Raw genomic sequence first — 18,649 nt, 5'->3', positions numbered from 1 at the left:
GTCCGGCCCGCCGGTAGGGTTGGAGCCATGATCCGAGCTGTTGTTGCGGACGATCAGCCGCTGATGCGCCGCGCCCTGGGGGACCTTCTGGACGCCTCCGAGGAGGTGCGCACTGTCGCCTCGGGAGCCGACGGGGCCGAGGCGATCGACCTGTGCCGCGAGCACACTCCCGATGTGGCGCTGATCGACCTGGACATGCCGGTGATGAATGGGATCGACGCGATCAGCGTCATCTCCAGGGAGCTCGGTATTCGTTGCGTCGCCATCACCACGTTCGTGGACATGGACTGGGTGCTGCCGGCGCTGCGGGCCGGCGCCTCCGGCTACCTGGCGAAGGACTCCTCACCCGAGTTCATCGTGGACGCCGTCACCTCTGTCATGGACGACACGATGGTGCTGGCACCCAGCGTGGTGGAGCTGCTGGCTCATCACGCCGTCCAGTTCCCGTCGGCCCCGCCCGCGCCGCAGCCTGGCACGGCACCGCGGCTCACCGACCGCGAGATGGATGTGATCCGCCTGCTGGCGCGGGGGCTCAACAATAGGGAGATCGCCGCTGACCTGTTTTTGTCCGAAGGTGCGGTGAAGCAGTACCTGGCGCGCGCCTATGACCGGCTCGGGGTGCGGGACCGCCTCCAGCTGCTCGTGCGCGCGGTTGAACTGGGCCTGGTGACGCCCTCGCTCGCGAACCCCGACTCATCGCGCTACGGCGCCTGAACCGCCCGACGCGCACGACTGGCCACCCGCACCGCCGTCACAGCTGAGGCACCATCACCGAACGGCGGCACCAGCATCAGCAGGTGCGCCAGCCACAGGACCCCAATAACCCCGGGTGCCCCGGCGACGATCAGCACCACTCCCCCAGCGGCCGTCGCGCACGGACCGGCACAGGCCGTCACCAGGGCCCTGCCCGCAGTGAGCGGTCCCGTCGGCCGCACCGACACTCGCAGCAGGCGAGCCTCAACTTGGAGTGCGTCCGGCGAACGCCCCCACGCCAGCGCGGCCGCATGCGCCGCCTCGTGCAGAGCGAACGGTGCCGCCACCGCGAAAGCGAACAGCTGCGCCACAGAACCGACCGCGCGCAGGACCCCCACATCGCCCGTCGCAGCCCACCAGAGTCCGGCCGCGACCAGGAGAAGCGCCAGCGGCGCCCCCGCTGCAAGGGCATGCCGCAGAACAGCCCCGGCGGTGCGCGCCGCGGCGCGCACGGCGGCGGTCATGCCCGGGCGCTGCCGGTGGATGGTGCGCGACCGGCATCCACGGGACGGCCCGGGGCCGTGGAGCGGGGCGCATGCACCGAATCCGGGTGCGGTGCCGTCGCATCGGTGCCGTCCGCGCGGCCGTGTGCGTCACTGCTCTGCTGCTGCAGGAGGTATCGCCGGCGTCGGGCGAGGGCCCGCACGATCCGATCGAAGAGAACGCAGAACAGCAGGCACACCGCGAACACACCGAGGATCACGAACGGGTTCTCGATCCCCATCGTGGCTTCCACGCCGCCGGCTGCACCGGGATGGGTTTCGAATACGACCCCGCCGAAGAGGGCTTCGGTTCTCTGCTGGTCACCCGTGGTGGAGAACATGGCGAACAGGAGCGCCCCGGTCGTGATGATCGCGGTGAGGATTCCCGCGGCGAACAGCAGGCTGGTGATGTGGAGTGCCTTCTTCATGACGTGTCCTTTCCGTGATAATGCGGATACCCGCAGCGGTGGTGAAGAAGAGGATCGGCAGGGCGATGACGATCAGGGAAGCTGTGAGCGCCGGTGGTGCCTGGACAATGCCGAGCATGAGGACGGAGCCGACGCCGACAACGAGCACCACCGAGAAGCCGACGAGGACGGAGAACGGGTTCTCCTTCTCCGGGGGAACCATCACCCCGACGAGAACGGTGACGACAGTGCCGCTGACCAGGCCGGCCGCTGCGAGGGCCGTGGTCTGCAGGCTCTGCCCGATGACGATGCTGAGCACCAGCAGCGGCAGCGCCGCCACCGCCAGTACCAGAACCTGGCTGCCGAGGAGCACGGCGGCGTGCCTCAGCGGGGAACGGGTGCGCAGCACGAGCGGCGCGGCGCGCCGAGTGCCCTCGTAGGCGTAGACGCCCTGCAGGACCACCGCGCCCATGCCGAGCAGAGGCGGGGCACCGGAGACCGCAAGGGCGGCGCCAGCGGCGAGGCCGAGCAGGATCGCGAGCTGTCCCTCCACCGAGCGGACCGTGGCGGCGGCGAAGATGCGCGCCGCGGACGCGTTCTCGAACGAGCCGAGGGGCACCGGAACGAACCGGCCGGACGGCACCCTGGTGCGCGGTGACAGCACCAGGCACAGTGCGGCCAGCAGCGCGCACCCCGCCGCGCCGGCGAGGATAGCGAGCGGGTATCCCGCCGCATCAGCCAGCGCCGACAGTGCAGCGGGAGCCACGATCACGCGCTCCCCAGTTGTGTACGCGTTCGCCACGGCAACTGTCTGACGCAGAACCGTGGTGTAGTACAGGGCCGACATGCCGAGCACCACAACCAGCAGGATGAGGACCCTCAGCCGGCCGAAGCCCAGAGCCGTCAGAGCCCGCTCGCCCGCGCAGAACAGACTGTTGAGCAGTAGGTAGGTGAGCGCGGCGGGCAGGACCACGCCGGTGAGGACGCGCCCCACCGCGTCGAGCCCGAACAGGACGAGGGCGGGGGCGGTGCCGGAGAACGTTACCGCAGTGACGATCGCGGCGACGAAGCCTGCTTCGACCACCATGAGCGCGGCAGCGCGCTCCTTCGCCGTCACCGGCAACTGCGCAGACGTCCGGAGCACACCGGCACTGCGGGAGAACAGGAGCTTCACCACGGCGAAGGCGATGATGACCCACAGGATGATGGAAATGCTGGTGAGGTCCATCAGGAGGGGCAGGAACCCGTCGGCCCCCGCCATCTGCCGAAGGAACAGGGACGCGCCCACCGTCATGACAGCGACGAGGGCAAGGCCCGTGAGGATCGTCCCCCAACGGGCCGACGGGTTCGCCATCAGCCCAGTCGCGACGACGCGGCGCACCATGAAGCGGGCGTAGAACTGGGCGAGCAGCAGCACCAGGCGGATCCGCAGTGCCGGTCCGGCGGGGCGTTCAGCGGCTGAGGGGTGCATCTGCTGCCCCTTCCCGCTGCTCGTCCTGATCAGCTGCGAGCACGGCGGTGCGGGCGAGTGCTTCCACGCTGCCAAACTCGCGGCGCACATCCGGCATGGGCCGGTCCAGTTCCAGGAAGCCGGAGCGCAGCAGCACGAGCCGCTCAGCGCTCGATTCCAGCAGGGGGAAGTCATGACTGACCAGAAGGATCGCGCTGCCGGCGTCGGCGAGGGCGCGGAGGTCCTCGCGTGCATGGAACAGGGAGTCGAGGTCCACGCCATTGAGGGTCTCGTCGATGAGGGTGAGAGGGCGCTGCAGCATGAGGGCACCGATGAGCTGCAGCTTCTTGCGCATCCCGTGGGAGTAGTCCTCCACGAGGTCACGCTGGCGCCCCGCCATGGCGTAGCGCTCGAACAGGGCGTCCATACGCTTCTCGTCGAGTGGAATGCGGTGCATGCGGTGGAGCAGTTCGATGTACTCGAGGCCGCGGAGGAACTCCGGGAGGATCTCGTTGCTGGACAGGACGATGAGGTCGTCGCGGCCTGCGCTGGAGGCGTGGTCGGCGCCGTTGACGGTGATGGCGCCTGTGCGGGGCGCGAGGGCATCGCCGATGAGGTTCACCAGAGTGGACTTCCCTGAGCCGTTGGGGCCGATCAGTCCGCAGATCTCACCGGCGTCCACGCGCAGGGAGGGAACGTGAAGCGCTTCGGTGACGGGGGTGTAGCCGAAGGTGAGGTCAGTGATGCGAAGAGTCATGATGCGCCCTGCGGGTTCGGGAACGGTGGTCGGGAGGAGGGGGGCCGACGGGTCCTGACGTCACTCGTGCTCGGACAGGACCCGTCAGCGTCAGGTGCTCAGAGGGAGCGGGCCGATTCCCGGCTCACGCGCACTCCATCTTGACTTTGACACCGCTCTCCCACTGCCATGAGCCGGTGAAGGTGCCCTTCTGGTTGACGACGCACCACACGGCCATGCCGGCCAGGAGGGTGGCGCCGAGCGCGAGGATCACGGCGACGAACACGAGGTACCAGGCGTCGTAGCGGACGAGCGCACGGTCCACCGATGCGGACAGCGCGGACAGTGAGGCGGTCAGGGGTGCGGGGATGACTGCATTCATGGCGTCAGAATCCTTCTTGTGAAAAGTGTTGTGGCTGCGGCCGCACCATTCACGCTACGGATTTGGTCGTCGCCGCTGAAGACTCGGATGGCCTGTCCGTTCGGCCATCCTGCGTGCCGTGTCGGCCGACGGAGCCCGCGCTTTCCATGCTTCGGACACGCCGTTCACATGGTGGGCACGGGACGTAGTCTCCCTCCATGTCCACGAACCCCATCCCGAACAATGACCGCTCCGTCGGCCCCACCGGCGGCACCACGGCGCATCCCGACCCCGTCGGCCCCACCGACCCCGGCTCCCCCGCGTCCGGGAGCGCCACGGCGGCCGCCCGCGCCCGCGAGGACCGCTCCGCCCGCATCGCCGTCACCGTGTTCCCCGCGATCATCATCGCCGCCGCCCTCCTCGGCTTCGTCGCCCCGCCCGTGGGACTCGCGCTCGCGCCATGGGTGTCCGTCTTCCTCGGCGTCATCATGTTCGGCATGGGCCTCACCCTCACCCTGCCCGACTTCGCCCTGGTGGCGCGTCGCCCCTTGCCGGTGCTCATCGGTGTGCTCGCACAGTTCGTGATCATGCCGCTGGTGGGCCTTGGTGTGGCCCTGTTGCTGCAGCTGCCGCCGGAGCTCGCCGCCGGTGTCATCCTCGTGGGCTGCGCCCCCGGCGGCACCAGCTCCAACGTCATCTCCTACCTCGCGAAGGCGGACACGGCGCTGTCGGTGACGATGACCTCGATCTCCACCCTGCTCGCGCCCCTGTTCACCCCGCTGCTCACCGTGTGGCTCGCCGGCACGTACATGCCTGTCGACGCCGCAGCCATGGCCATGAGCATCGTGAAGATGGTGCTCGTTCCGGTGGTGGGCGGCCTGCTCATCCGCCTGTTGGCGCCGCGCCTGGTGGACCGCATTCTGCCGGCCCTGCCGTGGATCTCCGTCGCCGGAATCTCCCTCGTGGTGGTCGCGGTCGTGGCGGGCAGCGCCGACACCGTAGTCAGCGCCGGCCTCATCGTGTTCGCCGCCGTGGTGCTGCACAACGCCGCCGGGTACCTCCTCGGCTACGGCACCGCCAAGCTCGCCCAGCAGAGCGAGGCTGCGTCCCGCACCACCTCCGTTGAGGTCGGCATGCAGAACTCGGGTCTCGCGGCCACGCTCGCTGCGCAGTACATGAACCCGGCCGCCGCACTTCCAGCCGCGGTGTTCTCGATCTGGCACAACATCTCTGGCGCGATCCTCGCGATGATCTACCGCCGCAGCGCCGACCGCAGCGGCTGCTGAGCATCGCCGCACCGCTGACCGCAGCGGCCGCTGAGCACCGCCGCACCAGGGCGGGCCATCAGCTGCGGCTCTGCTCCCGCAGCGTCCGCAGGTACTCGTTGTACGCCTCCAGCTCCGCACCCTGATCGCGCTCGGCCTTCCGGTCGTACTGGCGGGCGGTGCGGTCCTCGGCGCGCGTCCACTGCCACGTCATCACGATCGCGTACAGCAGGGTCGGCACTTCGGACACGCCCCACATGATGGAGCCGCCGCGCTTCTGCCAGAACATCAGCTGCTCGGCATCGGCCATGCCGAGCGCGTGGTACCAGTCGCCGCCGATGATCCAGGAGGCGGAGATGACCGCGAGGCCGAAGAACGCGTGGAAGCTCAGAGTCACCAGCAGCGTGACCAGCTTCAGGATCGGGTTGATCGGCCGGCGCGACGGGTCCACGCCGATGATCACCCATGCGAACAGGTACCCGGACAGCAGAAAGTGGATCGTCATGAACGCGTGCCCAGCGTGGGTGAACATCGCCCAGGTGAACAGGGGCGTGAAGTAGAACGCGACGAGGGACCCGGCGAAGATGAACCCGGCCACGGGCGCGGAGGACACCACGTCCCCGTACTTGGAGTGGAGGATCGCCAGCACCCATTCGCGCATGCCGCGGGACCCGTCCGTCCTGGGCGTGACGGCGCGGGACATCAGCGTGACGGGGGCGCCGAGCACCCACAGCGGCGGCACGATGATCATCAGCGCCATGTGCTGCACCATGTGGCCGTCGAACTGGACGCGGCCGTAGGTGCCGGGACCGCCGCTCATCACCCAGATGAAGAGGGCGCTGCCGGCGAGGAAGAACGCCGTGCGGTGCCACACCCAGGCATCGCCGCGCCGCTTCAGCCGCACCACACCGGCGATGTACAGCGCGGCGATGGTGAGGGAGAAGCCGAGGGCGAGCCAGTCGATGTGCCACTGGGTGAACAGGGTGGGGACGTCGAACGGGGCGGTGGGCGGTTCGAAGCCGACCAGCGAGAGGACCTTGAGGTCGGCGCTGTCGCGGGAGATGAACTGCGGCACCGGCGGCTGGGAGCGGCCCAGCGCGATCGACAGGCCGATGACGGCCGCGGCCACGGCGATCTCAACGATCGCGAGGCGGCGGAACGGGGCATCAACCACGAGCTTCCTGCGCTGTGAGGCACCGGCGAGCGCAATCGCAACCAGGCCGATCGTCTTCGCGAGCACCAGCAGACCGTACCCGGTGGTGACGAGGTCGCTGATGCTGGACAGGCGGATGAGGCCGTTGACGAGGCCGGAGAACGCGAGGCAGGCGATGGCGAACACGGCCCACGGGGAGAACCGCGCCAGCACGGTGCGGATCACCGCCGCGTCAGTGCGGCGAGCAGCGAGGTGGACCAGGACCAGCAGGGGGCCGAGCCACAGCGCCATGCCGAGCAGGTGCAGCAGCATCGCGTTGACGGCGTTGTTGTGGTCGATGGAGGCGCCGGCGTGGCCGAGGAAGCCGAGCGCGACGATCGCGGCGACGATCGCGGCCATCGCCCAGCCCATCCAGAACTGTCGGCGACCGAGCGCGAAGAGCAGCGCGGCGATCGCCATCAGGACGATCCCGTTGACGCTGATCTCGCCGACGTCAGTGCTGGAGGCGAAGAACGCGAGGCGGGAGAAGTCGGTGCCGGCGGCGTCGATGTAGCGCAGCAGGAGTGTTCCGGCCATGAGGACGATGGTGGCGAGGCTCGCCAGGAGCGCACCGGTGCGCAGGCGGTTCTGGTCCGCAGTGAGCGGGAACGGCTTGTCGCCCTTCTTGGCGCGGCGGGTGCGGCCCTCCCCGGGGTACAGCAGCGTCAGAGTGAAGCCGTAGCCGAACGCGGCGCTGATGGCGAGGTACATGCCGCCTTTGATGAGGCCGGTGGTGACGCCGAGCGCGGCGGTGTCGGCGATCGCGCCGGTGGCGGCGAGGCCGACCGCGGTGGTGACCATGACGATGAGAAGGAACAGTGCGCCGATGGCCGGCATGGGATCGAGCCCTCCAAATGCTGTTGTGGGGACCGGGGTGGGTGTCGGTACGGCCGGGTGGTGGCCGACGGGCCGACGGGGTCAGCGTCTGCGTGCTGATTCGAAGAGGCAGAGAGCGGCCGCGGTGGCGAGGTTGAGCGATTCCGCGCGGCCGGAGAGTGGAATCGCGATCGAGAGGTCGGCGCGCTGCAGCAGGTCCTCGCCGAGGCCGCGCGCTTCGTTGCCCATCAGCCAGGCGATGCGGCCGGGCAGGTCGGTGCTGAACAGGCTGGTGTGGGCGTAGCCGCTGGTGGCTGCGGTGGTGATGCGCCGACGGGTGCATTCGGTGAGCAGGTCCGCGAGGGGCACGCGGCGCGCGAACGGGACGTGGAAGAGGCTGCCGGCGGTGGAGCGGACGGTCTTCGGTGCGTACGGGTCCACGGATCCGTCACCGAAGAACACGGCGGCGGCTCCGGAGGCGTCGGCGGTGCGCAGCAGGGTGCCGGCATTCCCGGGGTCCTGCAGACGGTCGGCGGCGACGATGGTCACCGGGGATCCGTCGGCCTCTCCCCCGCTGCCGGCGGCCCGCTCGAGCAGCTCCAGCCACGGGGTTTCGACGATGCGGGCGGTGGCGATGACGCCCTGCGGGCTGACCACGGACTGCTGGCCCTGGTCGCGGACCATCGCGGTGATCACTTCGGCGGTGACGGGGGTGATCGGCAGGCCCGCTTCGGCGGCGAGGTGCACGAGGTCGGGGTGGTCGGTGCGGGCGGCGTCGGTGAGGAACAGGGCGGTTGCCCAGTCGCTCCAGGCGTCGAGCAGTGAGCGGACGGCCTGGGGGCCCTCCACCCGGAACTGTCCGTGCTTGGAGCGTGCAGAACGCCCGGACAGTGAGGCGACCAGGCGGACTCGATCGGAGCGAGTCGACGTCACTGGTGCCCTGTCCGGGCGTTCTGGAGTGCTCATCGGCGGCAGCAATCAGGCTGCGGGTGCGTTGACGTCCTCGGGCAGGGCGTTCTTCGCGGACTCGACGATGGCGGCGAAGGCAGCGGGCTCGTTGACGGCGAGCTCGGCGAGCATGCGGCGGTCGACCTCGATGCCGGCCAGGTTCAGGCCCTGGATGAAGCGGTTGTAGGTCATGCCGTTGGCGCGGGCGCCGGCGTTGATGCGCTGGATCCAGAGGCGGCGGAAGTCGCCCTTGCGCTTGCGACGGTGCTGGAAGGAGTAGGTCTTCGAGTGAAGGACCTGCTCCTTGGCCTTGCGGTACAGGCGCGAGCGCTGACCGCGGTAGCCGGAGGCCTCTTCGAGGATCTCACGGCGCTTCTTCTTGGCGTTCACGGACCTTTTGACGCGTGCCACTTTGTTCTCCTTAGAAGTTCAGATTGAGAGCGATGCGCCGGATCAGCGGCCGAGCATGCGCTTGAGGGTCTTCACGTCGGCCTTGGCCACATCGGCCACGCCGGCGAGGCGGCGCTTGCGGGCCGAGCTCTTGTGCTCAGCCTTGTGGTAGGCGTTCGCGCGCTGGCGCTGCAGCTTGCCCTTGCCGGTGATGCGGATGCGCTTCTTGGCACCGGAATGAGTCTTGTTCTTCGGCATTGTGCCTTTTCTCCTTCAGTTGCTCGCCGAGGTCACTCGGCGTTCGACTTCGCAGCTGCCTTCTCCGCATCGCTCTTGCGCTTGCGGGCTTCGGCACGTGCCTGAGCCTTCTTCTTGTGAGGACCGATCACCATCACCATGGTGCGGCCGTCCTGGCGGGGGCGCGTCTCCACGAACCCGAGCTCAGAGACGTCCTCAGCCATCCGCTGCAGCAGCTTGAAGCCCATCTCCGGTCGGGACTGCTCACGGCCGCGGAAGCGGATCATGACCTTGACCTTGTCACCGGCGGACAGGAACTTCTCGACGTTGCGCTTCTTGGTCTCGTAGTCATGCGTATCGATCTTCAGACCCATCCGAATTTCCTTCAGCTGGGTGTTGACCTGGTTCCGCCGGGATTCCCGGGCCTTCAGATTCGCTTCGTACTTGAACTTGCCGTAGTCCATGAGGCGGGCGACCGGCGGGCGTGCGCCGGGTGCCACCTCGACCAGGTCGAGGTCTGCCTCGGCGGCGAGCCGCAGGGCGTCCTCAATGCGGACTTCACCGACCTGCTCGCCGTTCGGACCCACGAGAAGGACCTTGGGAACTCGGATCTGCCCGTTGATGCGCTGTTCGCTGATGACTGCTCCTCACAATCGATTCTGGTGTGAGCACACAGCAAAAGGCCCCTGCTCATGCAGAGGCCTCAGAATCGCACGGCACATCGACTCGCGATGCGCCGTGGGCGCTGACCCGACGATCTGTGCCGCCGAAACGGGTGACGATCGCCCAGGTGGGAGTAGGCCTCCACTTGGTGGGAACAGGTGTGCTCCGATGGACAACTCTACCAGCAACCGTCAGGAACTGAAGCGCCCTGTGATGCACACCGCCGCGCGGCCGGCTCAGCGGGCGGGCCGACGGGTGCCGCCGACCTAGACTGGGGCGCATGAGCACCGACCACACCGGCGCAGGGAGCGCCCCTCAGCCCGGCGCCGACGGCGCATCCCACCGGCACGCCGATGACGCCTCCGGCTTCACCCGCGACATCGCCGACGTCTCCGCAGTCGAACTGATCACCACCACCGCCGTCCACCTGATGAGCGCCGCCGCCATCAAGGTGGGCCTGGCGGAGGATGAGGAGACCGGCCAGTACAAGGACCTCGACGAGGCCCGCAAGGTCATCAACGCCCTCGCCGCCCTCATCACCGCGAGCGCCCCGGACCTCGGCAACGAGCACGCCCGCTCCCTGCGGGACGGTCTGCGCTCCCTGCAGCTGGCGTTCCAGGAGGCGCTGCCGGTTCCCGACGAGATGGGCCAGGGGCCGGGCGAGAAGTTCACCGGCCCCGTCCGCTGACCTGCCCGTTCAGCTGAGCCCGGGCACGGTGGCGGCGAGCCGACGCCGCACACGAACCCGTCGGATGCGCATCGCGATCAGGCCCGCGCCCGCGATGCCGATCGCGACCAGGCCGGCCGCACCGAAGCCCCAGTTCGCGCCCCAGACATCGATCACACTGCCGAAGATCGGGCCTCCCATCGCGGCGCCGATCGTCAGCGATGAGCCGTGCCAGCCCATCGCCTCCGAACGCCCCTCCTCCGGCACCTTCTGCGCGATCGCCTCACCCGTGGCGGACAGCAGCGGCGCGATCGTGGTGCCGGCGAGGAACGCGAACACGATGAGCAGGATCAGGGTGTGCGTGAGCGCCAGCGGCAGGATCAGCAGGCCCATCAGCAGCAGGATCCACAGGGCGCCCACATCGGTCCTCATCGCGCCGTAGACGATGCCGCCGATCGCGGATCCGGCGCACATGATCGACACCATCGGGCCCACCATGCCCTCCTGCCCGATCTCCCGCAGCAGCGCCACGAACGCCACATCGGTCGCCACCAGCAGCATGGAGCCGACCGCGGTGGACACCAGGATCGAGATGCCGCCCCAGCTGAGCAGGGCGGTGCGGGCCGCGCTCTTCGCCTGCTCCTGCGCCGGGTCCCCCACCACGGGGATCGCGCCGGTCTGCGTGTCCTCGAAGACGCGGCGTTCGTTGTACTCGCCGGTGTGGGCGGCCGCGGCCGCCTCCGCGGTCTCCAGCGGCTCCGACAGGTGCGTGGGCAGCATGATCTGGTCGGTGCGCAGCGGCGGGTCCACCACCATCAGCCCGAGCCCGGCCGCCACGATCAGCACCCCCACGAGGATCATCGTGGGGCGCGACCCCGCGGAGTACACCAGGACGGTGGCGAGCGCCGGCCCCGTCATGAACACGAACTCGGTGAACACGGAGTCGAGGGCGAACGCGGTGCGCCGCATCCTCGCCGGCACGATCACGGCGAGGGAGGTGCGGACGATGGAGAACACGGGGATGGAGAACAGGCCGCCGAGGAACACCAGCGGCAGCACCCCGGCGTACGGCAGCCACGGCACGGTCATCCACACGATGCCGTTGACGATGATCGGCGGCACCAGAGTGCGGCGCAGGCCCTGCTTGTCGAGGAGGCGGCCGCGCCACGGCGCCGAGATCGCGGCACCGAGGGTGGCGGCGGTGACCAGCAGACCCGCCTGCGTGAACGACACGTGCAGGGTCAGCACACAGTGCAGGGTCAGCAGCAGGCCCGTGGTGGAGAACGGGAAGCGCGCCAGGAACCCCAGCAGGAAGATCGATGCTGCTTTCGGCTGGGCGAGGACCGCCTTGTATGCGCTGAGGTTCATACCCCTCAGCCTGTCACGGTCAGCTTCAGCGAGGTCACCCTTTCGGCGATCAGCTGCGAAGACGCCAGGATCTGCTGGATGCCGCCGAGGATCGCCTGCAGGTCCTCGCGGCGCAGCCCCGGCTCCAGCACCAGCACCACGTCCACTTCGCGCTCGGGATGCGGACGCAGGTGCACATCCCGCAGATGCGGGACCGTTCCCAGCAGTGCGCCGCGCATCTCGCTGATCACAGCGTCGTCGGCGTGCGGCGGGGTCCAGGGACGGTCCTGACCGAGCGCCCACAGTGCAGAGCGGGTCAGGACCACGGGGCGGGGCCGTCCCATGTCCACGATCAGCATGGTGCAGCCTTCGGCGACTGCGGCCTGCGCCGCCTGCTCGATCACCATCGGCACGGGCCGCGCCTCCGGGCGCCACGCGGTGAGCTGCTCGGTGCCGGTGAAGATCGGCAGGGCGATGTCAGTGCCGGCCTGGATCTTCACCACGGCCATGTCGGAGGCGTTGTCGGCGACGAGCCCGTCGGCCGTGACCTCGGTGTCGGTGGCGATCGCGGTGATCGGCACCATCACCCGCTGCCCGCGCAGCGCCGCCACGAGCGCCTCATGGTGGGGGTCCTCCCCCGCGTCGACGGCGGCGAGCGCAGCGGCGATGCGGGGATCCTGGCCGCCCGTGTCCGTGGGGAACGGGGAGACGGTGTAGTCGCGCCCCTTCCACGGCACGCCAGCGGTGTCGGTCAGATGCGACTTCTGGGTGAAGTGGGCGGGCAGCGTGCGGCGCACCTGGTCCGCCTGCTCCGGCAGCGCCGATGAGTCAGGCTGGTCGCGGCGGGGCTGCTCAGTGCTGATCGCCGGCCACCTCGATCGCCTGCTCCAGGGTGAAGTTCTGCGCGTACAGCGCCTTGCCGACGATCGCGCCCTCCACACCGATCTCCACGAGGTCGCGCAGCGCCTTCAGGTCGTCGAGACTGGAGACGCCGCCGGAGGCGATGACGGCGGCATCGGTCCGTTCGCACACCCGGCGCATGAGATCGAGGTTCGGGCCGCTGAGCATGCCGTCGGTGGCGACATCGGTGACCACATAGCGCGCGCAGCCGGCGTCGTTGAGGCGCTCGATGGTCTCGAACAGCTCGCCGCCCTCGCGGGTCCAGCCGCGGGCGGCGAGGGTGGTGCCGCGCACATCGAGGCCCACGGCGACGCGGTCGCCGTACTCCTTGATGACCTCGGCCGTCCACTCGGGGTTCTCCAGGGCCGCGGTGCCGAGGTTGATGCGGCGGCAGCCGGTGGCGAGGGCGCGCTCAAGGGTGGCGTCGTCGCGGATGCCGCCGGACATCTCCACGTTCATGTCCACCTCGGAGACGACCTTCTCCAGCAGTTCTGCGTTGGAGCCGCGGCCGAATGCGGCGTCGAGGTCCACGAGGTGCAGCCAGGATGCGCCCTGGCGCTGGAAAGAGAGGGCGGCGTCGACGGGGGCGCCGTAGACCGTTTCGGTGCCGGCTTCACCGCGGACGAGGCGGACGGCCTGCCCTCCGGCGACGTCAACAGCGGGAAGGAGGATCAGGGAATCGGACACGAAGGTCTCCTTACGTGGGAGCCGCGGGGGCGGCTACTGGTAGATGCGGAAGAGTGAGACGCCGATGCACAGCAGACCGGCGAGGGCGAGCACGGCGACGGACCACCACGGGTGGCGCTGCTTGGCGAAGGACCAGGCGCCGCCGAGCAGGATCGCGCCGACGAACAGCATGATGAATGCGAGGATCATGCGGCACCGCCTCCTGCTTCAGCGGTACCGGGGCGGGCGCCTTCTCGCTGCGGCAGAGTGCTGAGCCAGTTGCGCAGCACCCGAATGCCGGCCTGCCCGGACTTCTCCGGGTGGAACTGGGTGGCGCAGAGTGCGCCGTTCTCCACGGCGGCGATGAACCGATCGCCCTCGTGCTCGGCCCACGTCACCTGCGGCGGGGTCATCGCGTCGCTGATCTGCTGGAACTCCCAGCGGCGCACACCGTAGGAGTGGACGAAGTAGAACCGTTCGTCCTCCACACCGGCGAACAGACGCGTTCCGGCGGGGGCGTCGATCGTGTTCCAGCCCATGTGGGGGACGGTCGCGGACTGCAGCCGTTCCACCCGCCCGGGCCATTCGCCGAGCCCGTCGGCCTCGATGCCGTGCTCGCTGCCGGCATCGAACATGACCTGCAGGCCCACGCAGATGCCGAGGACGGGGCGGCCACCGGCGAGGCGGCGCCCGATGATGCGGGGCGCACCCACGGCGCGCAGCTGCCGCATCGTGGCATCGAATGCGCCGACGCCGGGGACCACGAGCCCGTCGGCCTCGAGCGCGGCGACGGGGTCCGCAGTCAGCTCCACGGCGGCGCCGGCGTGTTCGAGGGCGCGCACAGCAGAGCGGACGTTGCCGGATCCGTGGTCGAGGACCACGACGCTGGGGGCGGGGCTCACCGCTTCCTCTTCCTGCCGGTCGCGATCCACTTCACGGCCTCGGTGCGGGACAGCTCCGCCGGGTCGTACACGTTCTCCGCTTCGGCGACGGACTCCGCTCCGAGCAGCAGGTCCTCCACGCGGGAATCGAGGGCGCCGAGCACGAACGCGGGAGGGACGTCGTCCATCCGCTCACCGGAGCGGTAGCGGGTGGCGGTCATGCGGTCGCCCTGCCGCCAGAACAGCACCACGCCCTGCCGCTGCAGGCCGATGGAGACGAGGCCGGCGAGGCGGTGCGCGTCGGCCTCGGTGAGGGGGCCGACGGCGAGGGCACCGGAGTCGGCATCGATGGTGGCGGACCCCGTCGGCAGCGCGAGCGGGTCCTCCTTCGCGGCCATCGCGAGGCGGATCACCCCGGCGAGGGCCTTCGCGGTCGCGACCGGGGTGGCGACGATGGCGATGGGGGCGGGGGTCGACGGGTCCTGGGCCTGTGCCTGGTCCGCAGAGCCGGCTGAGTGGCCGCCCGCGGCGGTGAGGGGGTCGTCGAGGGAGGACGTGTCGAAGTCCAGCCCCTCCATCATCGCGGCGAACTCCGCGTCCACACGGTCCTTGTCATCGGGTCCCTGCGGGGACTGCGTCATCAGAGTGCTCCCTTGGTGGATGGGATGACATCGGTCATCCTCGGATCGTACTCGGTGGCGCCGCGCAGCGCCCGCGCCAGCGCCTTGAACTGCGCTTCCACGATGTGGTGAGGGTCGCGGCCGGCGAGGAGGCGCATGTGCAGGCAGATGCCGGCGTGCAGGGCGAAGGATTCGAACACATGGCGGGTCATGGAGCCGGTGAAGTGGCCGCCGATCAGGTGGTACTCCTGGCCGGCGGGCTCCCCGGTGTGCACGCAGTAGGGGCGGCCCGAGAGGTCCACCACGGCGTGGGCGAGGGCCTCGTCGAGGGGGACGAAGGCGTCGGCGAAGCGGGTGACGCCCTTCTTGTCGCCGAGGGCTTCGCGGAACGCGTCCCCGAGCACGATGGCGGTGTCCTCCACGGTGTGGTGGACGTCGATGTGGGTGTCGCCGTGCGCCTTGACGGTGAGGTCGAAGGAGCTGTGGGTGCCGAGCGCGGTCAGCATGTGGTCGTAGAACGGCACGGAGGTGTCGATGGAGACCTGGCCGGTGCCGTCGAGGTTGAGCTCCACCTCAACGCTGGATTCGCGGGTGGTGCGCGTCAGGGACGCCGTGCGGGGCGCGCGCTGACTGGGGTTCTGCGCGGGGTCATCGGTGCTGGTCATGCGGGATCGATCTCCTCAAGTGCGGTGCGGAAGGCCTGGTTGTCCTCTGCGGAGCCGACGGAGACGCGCAGCCACCCGTCGGGCCCGACCTCGCGGATCAGGACGCCGCGCTGCAGCAGCGCCTCGAAGACGGCGCGCCGGTCCGCGAAGGTGCCGAAGAGGATGAAGTTGGAATCGGACTGGGCGACGTCATGGCCGCGGCCGGTGAGGAATGCGGCGAGCTCATCGCGCTGCTGCCGGAGGAACGCGACGGAGCCGAGGAGCTCATCGGTGAAGTCGAGGGCGGCGTGCGCCACCGCCTGCGCAATGGCGGACAGGTGGTACGGGAGGCGGACCACGCGGACCGCGTCGACGAGGGGCCGCGGCGCCGCCATGTAGCCGACTCGTGCTCCCGCGAGCGCGAACGCCTTCGCCATGGTGCGCGACACGATCAGGTTCGGGTGCTCGTCCAGGACGCTGAGGGCGGAGGGGACGCCGGCGTGGCGGAACTCCGCGTACGCTTCGTCGACCACGAGGATCGCTCCGCGCTCCTCCAGGGTGCGGGCGGCCGTGCGCACGAGGTCGAGGCTGAGCGCGGTGCCGGTGGGGTTGTTGGGGCTGGTCAGCAGCACGATCGTGGGGTCGTGCCGCTCGATGCCGGCCAGCACCATCTGGTCGGTGAGCTCGAAGCCGGGGGCGCTCCCGCGCTCCTCGGTGACGAACTCGGTGAGTGTGTTGCGGGCGTACTCGGGGTACATCGAATAGTGCGGCGCGAACGCGAGGGCGCGGCGGCCCGGGCCGCCGAACGCGGTGAAGACCTGCTGCATGATCTCGTTGGAGCCGTTTGCGACCCACATCTGCTCCGCGGGGATCGGGGCGGGCAGATCGGCGTCCGCGGCGAGGTAGGCGCCGAGGCGGGCGCGCAGGTCGAGGAACTCGCGGTCCGGGTAGCGGTTGAGGCCGGTGGCGGCGCGGCCGACGGCCTCCTGCAGATGCGCGATGAACTCCGGGGACGGCGGGAACGGGTTCTCGTTCACGTTCATCAGGTGAGGGACATCGATCTGGGGCGCGCCGTAGGGGGCGTCGCCGCGCAGATCGTCGCGCAGAGGGGGGTGGAAGGCCATGGGCCAAGTCTATGGGTGTGAGCTGAAGCGCGAGGGCGGCGTCCACCGGGCGTGCGCGCTCCCTCCCGGGGAGCCGCGGCGCTACCGTGGGGGGCATGAAGAAGACCTTCGCCACCGCTGTTGTGATCGACATCGTCTGCGTCATCGCGTTCACCATCGCCGGGATCCTCTCCCACGGTGAGGCGCTCAGCGCCGGCACCCTGTTCCGGGTGGGGGCACCGTTCCTGGTGGGCCTGCTGCTGGGCCACGCTGTGACGCAGAGCTGGCGCACGGTCGCGGCCCGTCCCGCCGCGGCCGAGGCGAGCGCTGTGCAGGCCGCGGCGTTCCGCCTGTGGCCGCACGGTGTGCTGATCCTGGCGGTGGAGATCGCGACCGCAATGGTGATCCGCTCCCTCATCGGCGACGGCACCGCGACGAGCTTCGTGATCGTGTCGGTCCTGGTGAATGCGGCGCTGCTGCTGGGCTGGCGCGCCATCGCCCGCGCGGTCCGCACCCGCTGAGTCCCGGCGGCCGCTGCTGATGCTGCTGCGCACCGTCCGACTGATCGACCCCGTCGGCCCCTCCCCCGCCTACTCGCGCTCCGCCGCGCCGGTGGACGTCCGCATCGTCGACGGCCGGATCACCGAGATCGCTGAGCGGCTCAGCCGCACGAGCGGTGAACAGGTGGTGGATGCGGCGGGGGCGTTCGCGATCCCGGGCCTGTGGGATCAGCACGTGCATGTGGGGCAGACAGCGCAGGGCCGCTCCCGCCTCGACACCTCCGGCGCCACCAGCCTGGATGATCTGCTCGGCCTCGCCCGCCGGGCGCTCGCTGCCCGCCGCGCTCAGCTCGCCGGCAGCGCGGTGCACAGCGGCGATGCGCTTGTCGGCTTCGGCCACCGCCTCGTCGACTTCGACGACGACCCGCACGGCGATGCCTTCACCCGCCGCGTCCTCACCGAACTGGACGCCCTGGCCCCCGCTACCGCGATCGTCCTCATCGGGTCCGACGCCCACCACGCCCTCATGAACACCGCCGCCCTGACGGGCCTCGGCCTGCCCACCGAGGGCGGTGTGGTCGGCGAGGACGAATGGTTCACGGCGCTGGAGCACCTCGACGACCTGCCCGGCATCGCCGACCGGCTCGAAGGCGGCGTCGCGGATATGCAGACGGAGGCGCTGGAGCGCGGCATCGTCGGCCTCGTCGACATGGAGTGGGCGGCGAACTGGGAGCTGTGGGCGCGCCGCGCGCCGCGCCTGCGGGTCCGCACCGCCACCTACGCCTCCACCCTGGAATCCGTTCCCGGGCCGACGGGGACCCCCATCACCGCCGCCGACGCCCACAGCCCGCTGGTGACCATGGGTCCGCTGAAGGTGATCGTGGACGGCGCCCTCGGCTCCAAATCGGCCCTGTGCCGCCACGCCTACGGCGCCCCCGACGGGGACGGCCGCGGTGTCCTCGCGGTGCCGCTGCACGACCTGCACGACCTGCTGGGCCGTGCCCGCGGCCTCGGCCTGCACGCCGCCGTCCACGCCATCGGCGACGCCGCCGCCGACATCGCCCTCGACGCGATCCAGCAGGCGGGGATCCCCGCCCGCATCGAACACGCACAGATGCTGACCGACCAGGACGTTGCACGCATGGCCCGCCTCGGTGTGACCGCGTCCGTGCAGCCGGTGCATCTGCTGGATGACCGCGACGCCACCATGCAGACATGGGGCGACTGGGCGGACTGCGCCTACCGGCTGCGCGACCTGCTCGAGGCAGGGGTGCCGCTCGCGTTCGGCTCCGATGCTCCGGTGGCGCCGATCGCGCCGTGGATGGCGATGGCGGCCGCGGTGCACCGCTCCTCCGATGAGCGCCCCGGCTGGTTCCCCGCCCAGCAGCTGCAGCCCCTGGAGGCTCTCGCCGCATCCGTGGACGGTGTTCAGCGCCTCCAAGTGGGAGGTCTCGCGGACCTGGTGCTGCTGGAGGACGACCCGTTCGCGCCGGTGCCGACGGGTCCCGACGGCCTCATGGTCGAATCAGCGGCGCGGGAAGCGGCGGAGCGCCTGCTGGCGGTGCGGCCGCTGTCCACGTTCGTGGACGGCATCGAACGCTTCAGCCGCTGAACGGCTCTG

General features: G+C 70.0%; 23 protein-coding genes. 5 read left to right on the top strand and 18 right to left on the bottom strand.

Annotated elements, in window-relative coordinates; genetic code table 11:
* Positions 1-27: 27 nt before the first annotated feature.
* The gene (locus R3I40_RS02005) at positions 28-714 is read left to right on the top strand and encodes a response regulator (protein WP_239375527.1); all 687 of its coding nucleotides are present in this window, start codon (positions 28-30) and stop codon (positions 712-714) included.
* Here the strand turns inward: R3I40_RS02005 and R3I40_RS02000 are convergent.
* The 5 genes from R3I40_RS02000 to R3I40_RS01980 form a co-directional block, all read right to left on the bottom strand.
* Positions 702-1,217 (bottom strand): hypothetical protein, encoded by a 516-nt coding sequence (locus tag R3I40_RS02000; protein ID WP_239375528.1) that lies wholly within the window; start codon positions 1,215-1,217, stop codon positions 702-704. The two genes, R3I40_RS02005 and R3I40_RS02000, sit on opposite strands and share 13 nt — an antisense overlap.
* Entirely contained in the window at positions 1,214-1,663 is a 450-nt protein-coding gene (locus R3I40_RS01995; protein ID WP_259923509.1) for a hypothetical protein, read from the bottom strand. The genes R3I40_RS02000 and R3I40_RS01995 overlap by 4 nt, the downstream gene beginning before the upstream one ends.
* Positions 1,557-3,113: a hypothetical protein gene (locus R3I40_RS01990; RefSeq protein WP_239375532.1), complete on the bottom strand. Its 1,557-nt coding sequence runs from the start codon at positions 3,111-3,113 to the stop codon at positions 1,557-1,559. The genes R3I40_RS01995 and R3I40_RS01990 overlap by 107 nt, the downstream gene beginning before the upstream one ends.
* On the bottom strand, positions 3,094-3,849 hold the full coding sequence (locus R3I40_RS01985; protein ID WP_239375534.1) for an ATP-binding cassette domain-containing protein: 756 nt from the start codon (positions 3,847-3,849) through the stop codon (positions 3,094-3,096). Before R3I40_RS01985 ends, R3I40_RS01990 begins: the two co-directional genes overlap by 20 nt.
* A 124-nt stretch (positions 3,850-3,973) precedes the next feature.
* Entirely contained in the window at positions 3,974-4,210 is a 237-nt protein-coding gene (locus R3I40_RS01980; RefSeq protein WP_239375536.1) for a hypothetical protein, read from the bottom strand.
* A 197-nt stretch (positions 4,211-4,407) separates the two neighbouring features.
* Between R3I40_RS01980 and R3I40_RS01975 the strand changes: the two genes are divergently transcribed.
* Positions 4,408-5,475 (top strand): bile acid:sodium symporter family protein, encoded by a 1,068-nt coding sequence (locus R3I40_RS01975; protein WP_285262251.1) that lies wholly within the window; start codon positions 4,408-4,410, stop codon positions 5,473-5,475.
* Between the two features lie 58 nt (positions 5,476-5,533).
* Here R3I40_RS01975 and R3I40_RS01970 read toward each other — a convergent pair whose 3' ends face one another.
* The 5 genes from R3I40_RS01970 to infC form a co-directional block, all read right to left on the bottom strand.
* On the bottom strand, positions 5,534-7,483 hold the full coding sequence (locus R3I40_RS01970) for a bifunctional copper resistance protein CopD/cytochrome c oxidase assembly protein (RefSeq protein WP_285262250.1): 1,950 nt from the start codon (positions 7,481-7,483) through the stop codon (positions 5,534-5,536).
* Between the two features lie 81 nt (positions 7,484-7,564).
* Entirely contained in the window at positions 7,565-8,395 is an 831-nt protein-coding gene (locus R3I40_RS01965; RefSeq protein ID WP_285262249.1) for a TrmH family RNA methyltransferase, read from the bottom strand.
* A gap of 45 nt (positions 8,396-8,440) precedes the next feature.
* Complete coding sequence (gene rplT, locus R3I40_RS01960) at positions 8,441-8,821, bottom strand: 50S ribosomal protein L20 (protein ID WP_183373539.1); 381 nt, start codon at positions 8,819-8,821, stop codon at positions 8,441-8,443.
* 42 nt (positions 8,822-8,863) lie between these two features.
* Positions 8,864-9,058 (bottom strand): 50S ribosomal protein L35, encoded by a 195-nt coding sequence (rpmI, locus tag R3I40_RS01955; RefSeq protein WP_183373538.1) that lies wholly within the window; start codon positions 9,056-9,058, stop codon positions 8,864-8,866.
* 32 nt (positions 9,059-9,090) lie between these two features.
* Complete coding sequence (infC, locus tag R3I40_RS01950; RefSeq protein WP_239375543.1) at positions 9,091-9,624, bottom strand: translation initiation factor IF-3; 534 nt, start codon at positions 9,622-9,624, stop codon at positions 9,091-9,093.
* Between the two features lie 356 nt (positions 9,625-9,980).
* Between infC and R3I40_RS01945 the strand changes: the two genes are divergently transcribed.
* A complete protein-coding gene (locus R3I40_RS01945; protein ID WP_183373537.1) occupies positions 9,981-10,388 on the top strand; it encodes a DUF1844 domain-containing protein in 408 nt (135 codons plus the stop codon).
* A 9-nt stretch (positions 10,389-10,397) separates the two neighbouring features.
* Here R3I40_RS01945 and R3I40_RS01940 read toward each other — a convergent pair whose 3' ends face one another.
* Genes R3I40_RS01940 through R3I40_RS01905 form a run of 8 tightly spaced genes read right to left on the bottom strand, consistent with a single transcriptional unit; the run spans position 10,398 to position 16,549 of the window.
* On the bottom strand, positions 10,398-11,735 hold the full coding sequence (locus R3I40_RS01940; RefSeq protein WP_285262248.1) for an MFS transporter: 1,338 nt from the start codon (positions 11,733-11,735) through the stop codon (positions 10,398-10,400).
* Between the two features lie 5 nt (positions 11,736-11,740).
* A complete protein-coding gene (locus tag R3I40_RS01935) occupies positions 11,741-12,511 on the bottom strand; it encodes an SseB family protein (protein WP_239375547.1) in 771 nt (256 codons plus the stop codon).
* Between the two features lie 55 nt (positions 12,512-12,566).
* Positions 12,567-13,301 carry a bifunctional 1-(5-phosphoribosyl)-5-((5-phosphoribosylamino)methylideneamino)imidazole-4-carboxamide isomerase/phosphoribosylanthranilate isomerase PriA gene (gene priA / locus R3I40_RS01930; protein WP_285262247.1) on the bottom strand — a complete coding sequence of 245 codons (735 nt, stop codon included), beginning with the start codon at positions 13,299-13,301 and terminating at the stop codon, positions 12,567-12,569.
* Between the two features lie 33 nt (positions 13,302-13,334).
* Positions 13,335-13,490: a CG2302 family histidine operon protein gene (locus tag R3I40_RS01925; RefSeq protein WP_183373534.1), complete on the bottom strand. Its 156-nt coding sequence runs from the start codon at positions 13,488-13,490 to the stop codon at positions 13,335-13,337.
* Entirely contained in the window at positions 13,487-14,182 is a 696-nt protein-coding gene (gene hisH, locus R3I40_RS01920) for an imidazole glycerol phosphate synthase subunit HisH (RefSeq protein ID WP_239375551.1), read from the bottom strand. Before hisH ends, R3I40_RS01925 begins: the two co-directional genes overlap by 4 nt.
* Positions 14,179-14,802, bottom strand: coding sequence for a hypothetical protein (locus tag R3I40_RS01915; protein WP_285262246.1), 624 nt, complete (start codon positions 14,800-14,802; stop codon positions 14,179-14,181). Before R3I40_RS01915 ends, hisH begins: the two co-directional genes overlap by 4 nt.
* On the bottom strand, positions 14,802-15,446 hold the full coding sequence (gene hisB / locus R3I40_RS01910; protein WP_239375554.1) for an imidazoleglycerol-phosphate dehydratase HisB: 645 nt from the start codon (positions 15,444-15,446) through the stop codon (positions 14,802-14,804). The genes R3I40_RS01915 and hisB overlap by 1 nt, the downstream gene beginning before the upstream one ends.
* Complete coding sequence (locus R3I40_RS01905; RefSeq protein ID WP_183373530.1) at positions 15,443-16,549, bottom strand: histidinol-phosphate transaminase; 1,107 nt, start codon at positions 16,547-16,549, stop codon at positions 15,443-15,445. The genes hisB and R3I40_RS01905 overlap by 4 nt, the downstream gene beginning before the upstream one ends.
* Positions 16,550-16,644: 95 nt before the next feature.
* Between R3I40_RS01905 and R3I40_RS01900 the strand changes: the two genes are divergently transcribed.
* The gene (locus R3I40_RS01900; protein ID WP_183373529.1) at positions 16,645-17,049 is read left to right on the top strand and encodes a DUF3054 domain-containing protein; all 405 of its coding nucleotides are present in this window, start codon (positions 16,645-16,647) and stop codon (positions 17,047-17,049) included.
* A gap of 19 nt (positions 17,050-17,068) precedes the next feature.
* On the top strand, positions 17,069-18,640 hold the full coding sequence (locus R3I40_RS01895) for an amidohydrolase family protein (RefSeq protein WP_239375555.1): 1,572 nt from the start codon (positions 17,069-17,071) through the stop codon (positions 18,638-18,640).
* Positions 18,641-18,649: the final 9 nt, after the last annotated feature.

The organism is Helcobacillus massiliensis (genome assembly GCF_033106145.1).
In the GTDB taxonomy this organism is placed as follows: Bacteria; Actinomycetota; Actinomycetes; order Actinomycetales; family Dermabacteraceae; genus Helcobacillus; species Helcobacillus massiliensis.
Note: the sequence above shows the minus strand (reverse complement) of the source record. Positions and strands in the feature narration are given on the sequence as shown.

Bases quoted from the DNA above. Each gene is read 5' to 3' on its own strand.
- R3I40_RS01905 (WP_183373530.1), bottom strand. From the start codon at position 16,549: ATGGCCTTCCACCCCCCTCTGCGCGACGATCTGCGCGGCGACGCCCCC.
- rpmI (WP_183373538.1), bottom strand. From the start codon at position 9,058: ATGCCGAAGAACAAGACTCATTCCGGTGCCAAGAAGCGCATCCGCATC.
- R3I40_RS01975 (WP_285262251.1), top strand. From the start codon at position 4,408: ATGTCCACGAACCCCATCCCGAACAATGACCGCTCCGTCGGCCCCACC.
- R3I40_RS02005 (WP_239375527.1), top strand. From the start codon at position 28: ATGATCCGAGCTGTTGTTGCGGACGATCAGCCGCTGATGCGCCGCGCC.
- R3I40_RS01990 (WP_239375532.1), bottom strand. From the start codon at position 3,113: ATGCACCCCTCAGCCGCTGAACGCCCCGCCGGACCGGCACTGCGGATC.
- R3I40_RS01940 (WP_285262248.1), bottom strand. From the start codon at position 11,735: ATGAACCTCAGCGCATACAAGGCGGTCCTCGCCCAGCCGAAAGCAGCA.
- hisB (WP_239375554.1), bottom strand. From the start codon at position 15,446: ATGACCAGCACCGATGACCCCGCGCAGAACCCCAGTCAGCGCGCGCCC.
- R3I40_RS01900 (WP_183373529.1), top strand. From the start codon at position 16,645: ATGAAGAAGACCTTCGCCACCGCTGTTGTGATCGACATCGTCTGCGTC.
- R3I40_RS01985 (WP_239375534.1), bottom strand. From the start codon at position 3,849: ATGACTCTTCGCATCACTGACCTCACCTTCGGCTACACCCCCGTCACC.
- R3I40_RS01925 (WP_183373534.1), bottom strand. From the start codon at position 13,490: ATGATCCTCGCATTCATCATGCTGTTCGTCGGCGCGATCCTGCTCGGC.
- R3I40_RS01895 (WP_239375555.1), top strand. From the start codon at position 17,069: ATGCTGCTGCGCACCGTCCGACTGATCGACCCCGTCGGCCCCTCCCCC.
- R3I40_RS01995 (WP_259923509.1), bottom strand. From the start codon at position 1,663: ATGAAGAAGGCACTCCACATCACCAGCCTGCTGTTCGCCGCGGGAATC.
- R3I40_RS01915 (WP_285262246.1), bottom strand. From the start codon at position 14,802: ATGACGCAGTCCCCGCAGGGACCCGATGACAAGGACCGTGTGGACGCG.
- R3I40_RS01980 (WP_239375536.1), bottom strand. From the start codon at position 4,210: ATGAATGCAGTCATCCCCGCACCCCTGACCGCCTCACTGTCCGCGCTG.
- R3I40_RS01970 (WP_285262250.1), bottom strand. From the start codon at position 7,483: ATGCCGGCCATCGGCGCACTGTTCCTTCTCATCGTCATGGTCACCACC.
- R3I40_RS01945 (WP_183373537.1), top strand. From the start codon at position 9,981: ATGAGCACCGACCACACCGGCGCAGGGAGCGCCCCTCAGCCCGGCGCC.
- R3I40_RS02000 (WP_239375528.1), bottom strand. From the start codon at position 1,217: ATGACCGCCGCCGTGCGCGCCGCGGCGCGCACCGCCGGGGCTGTTCTG.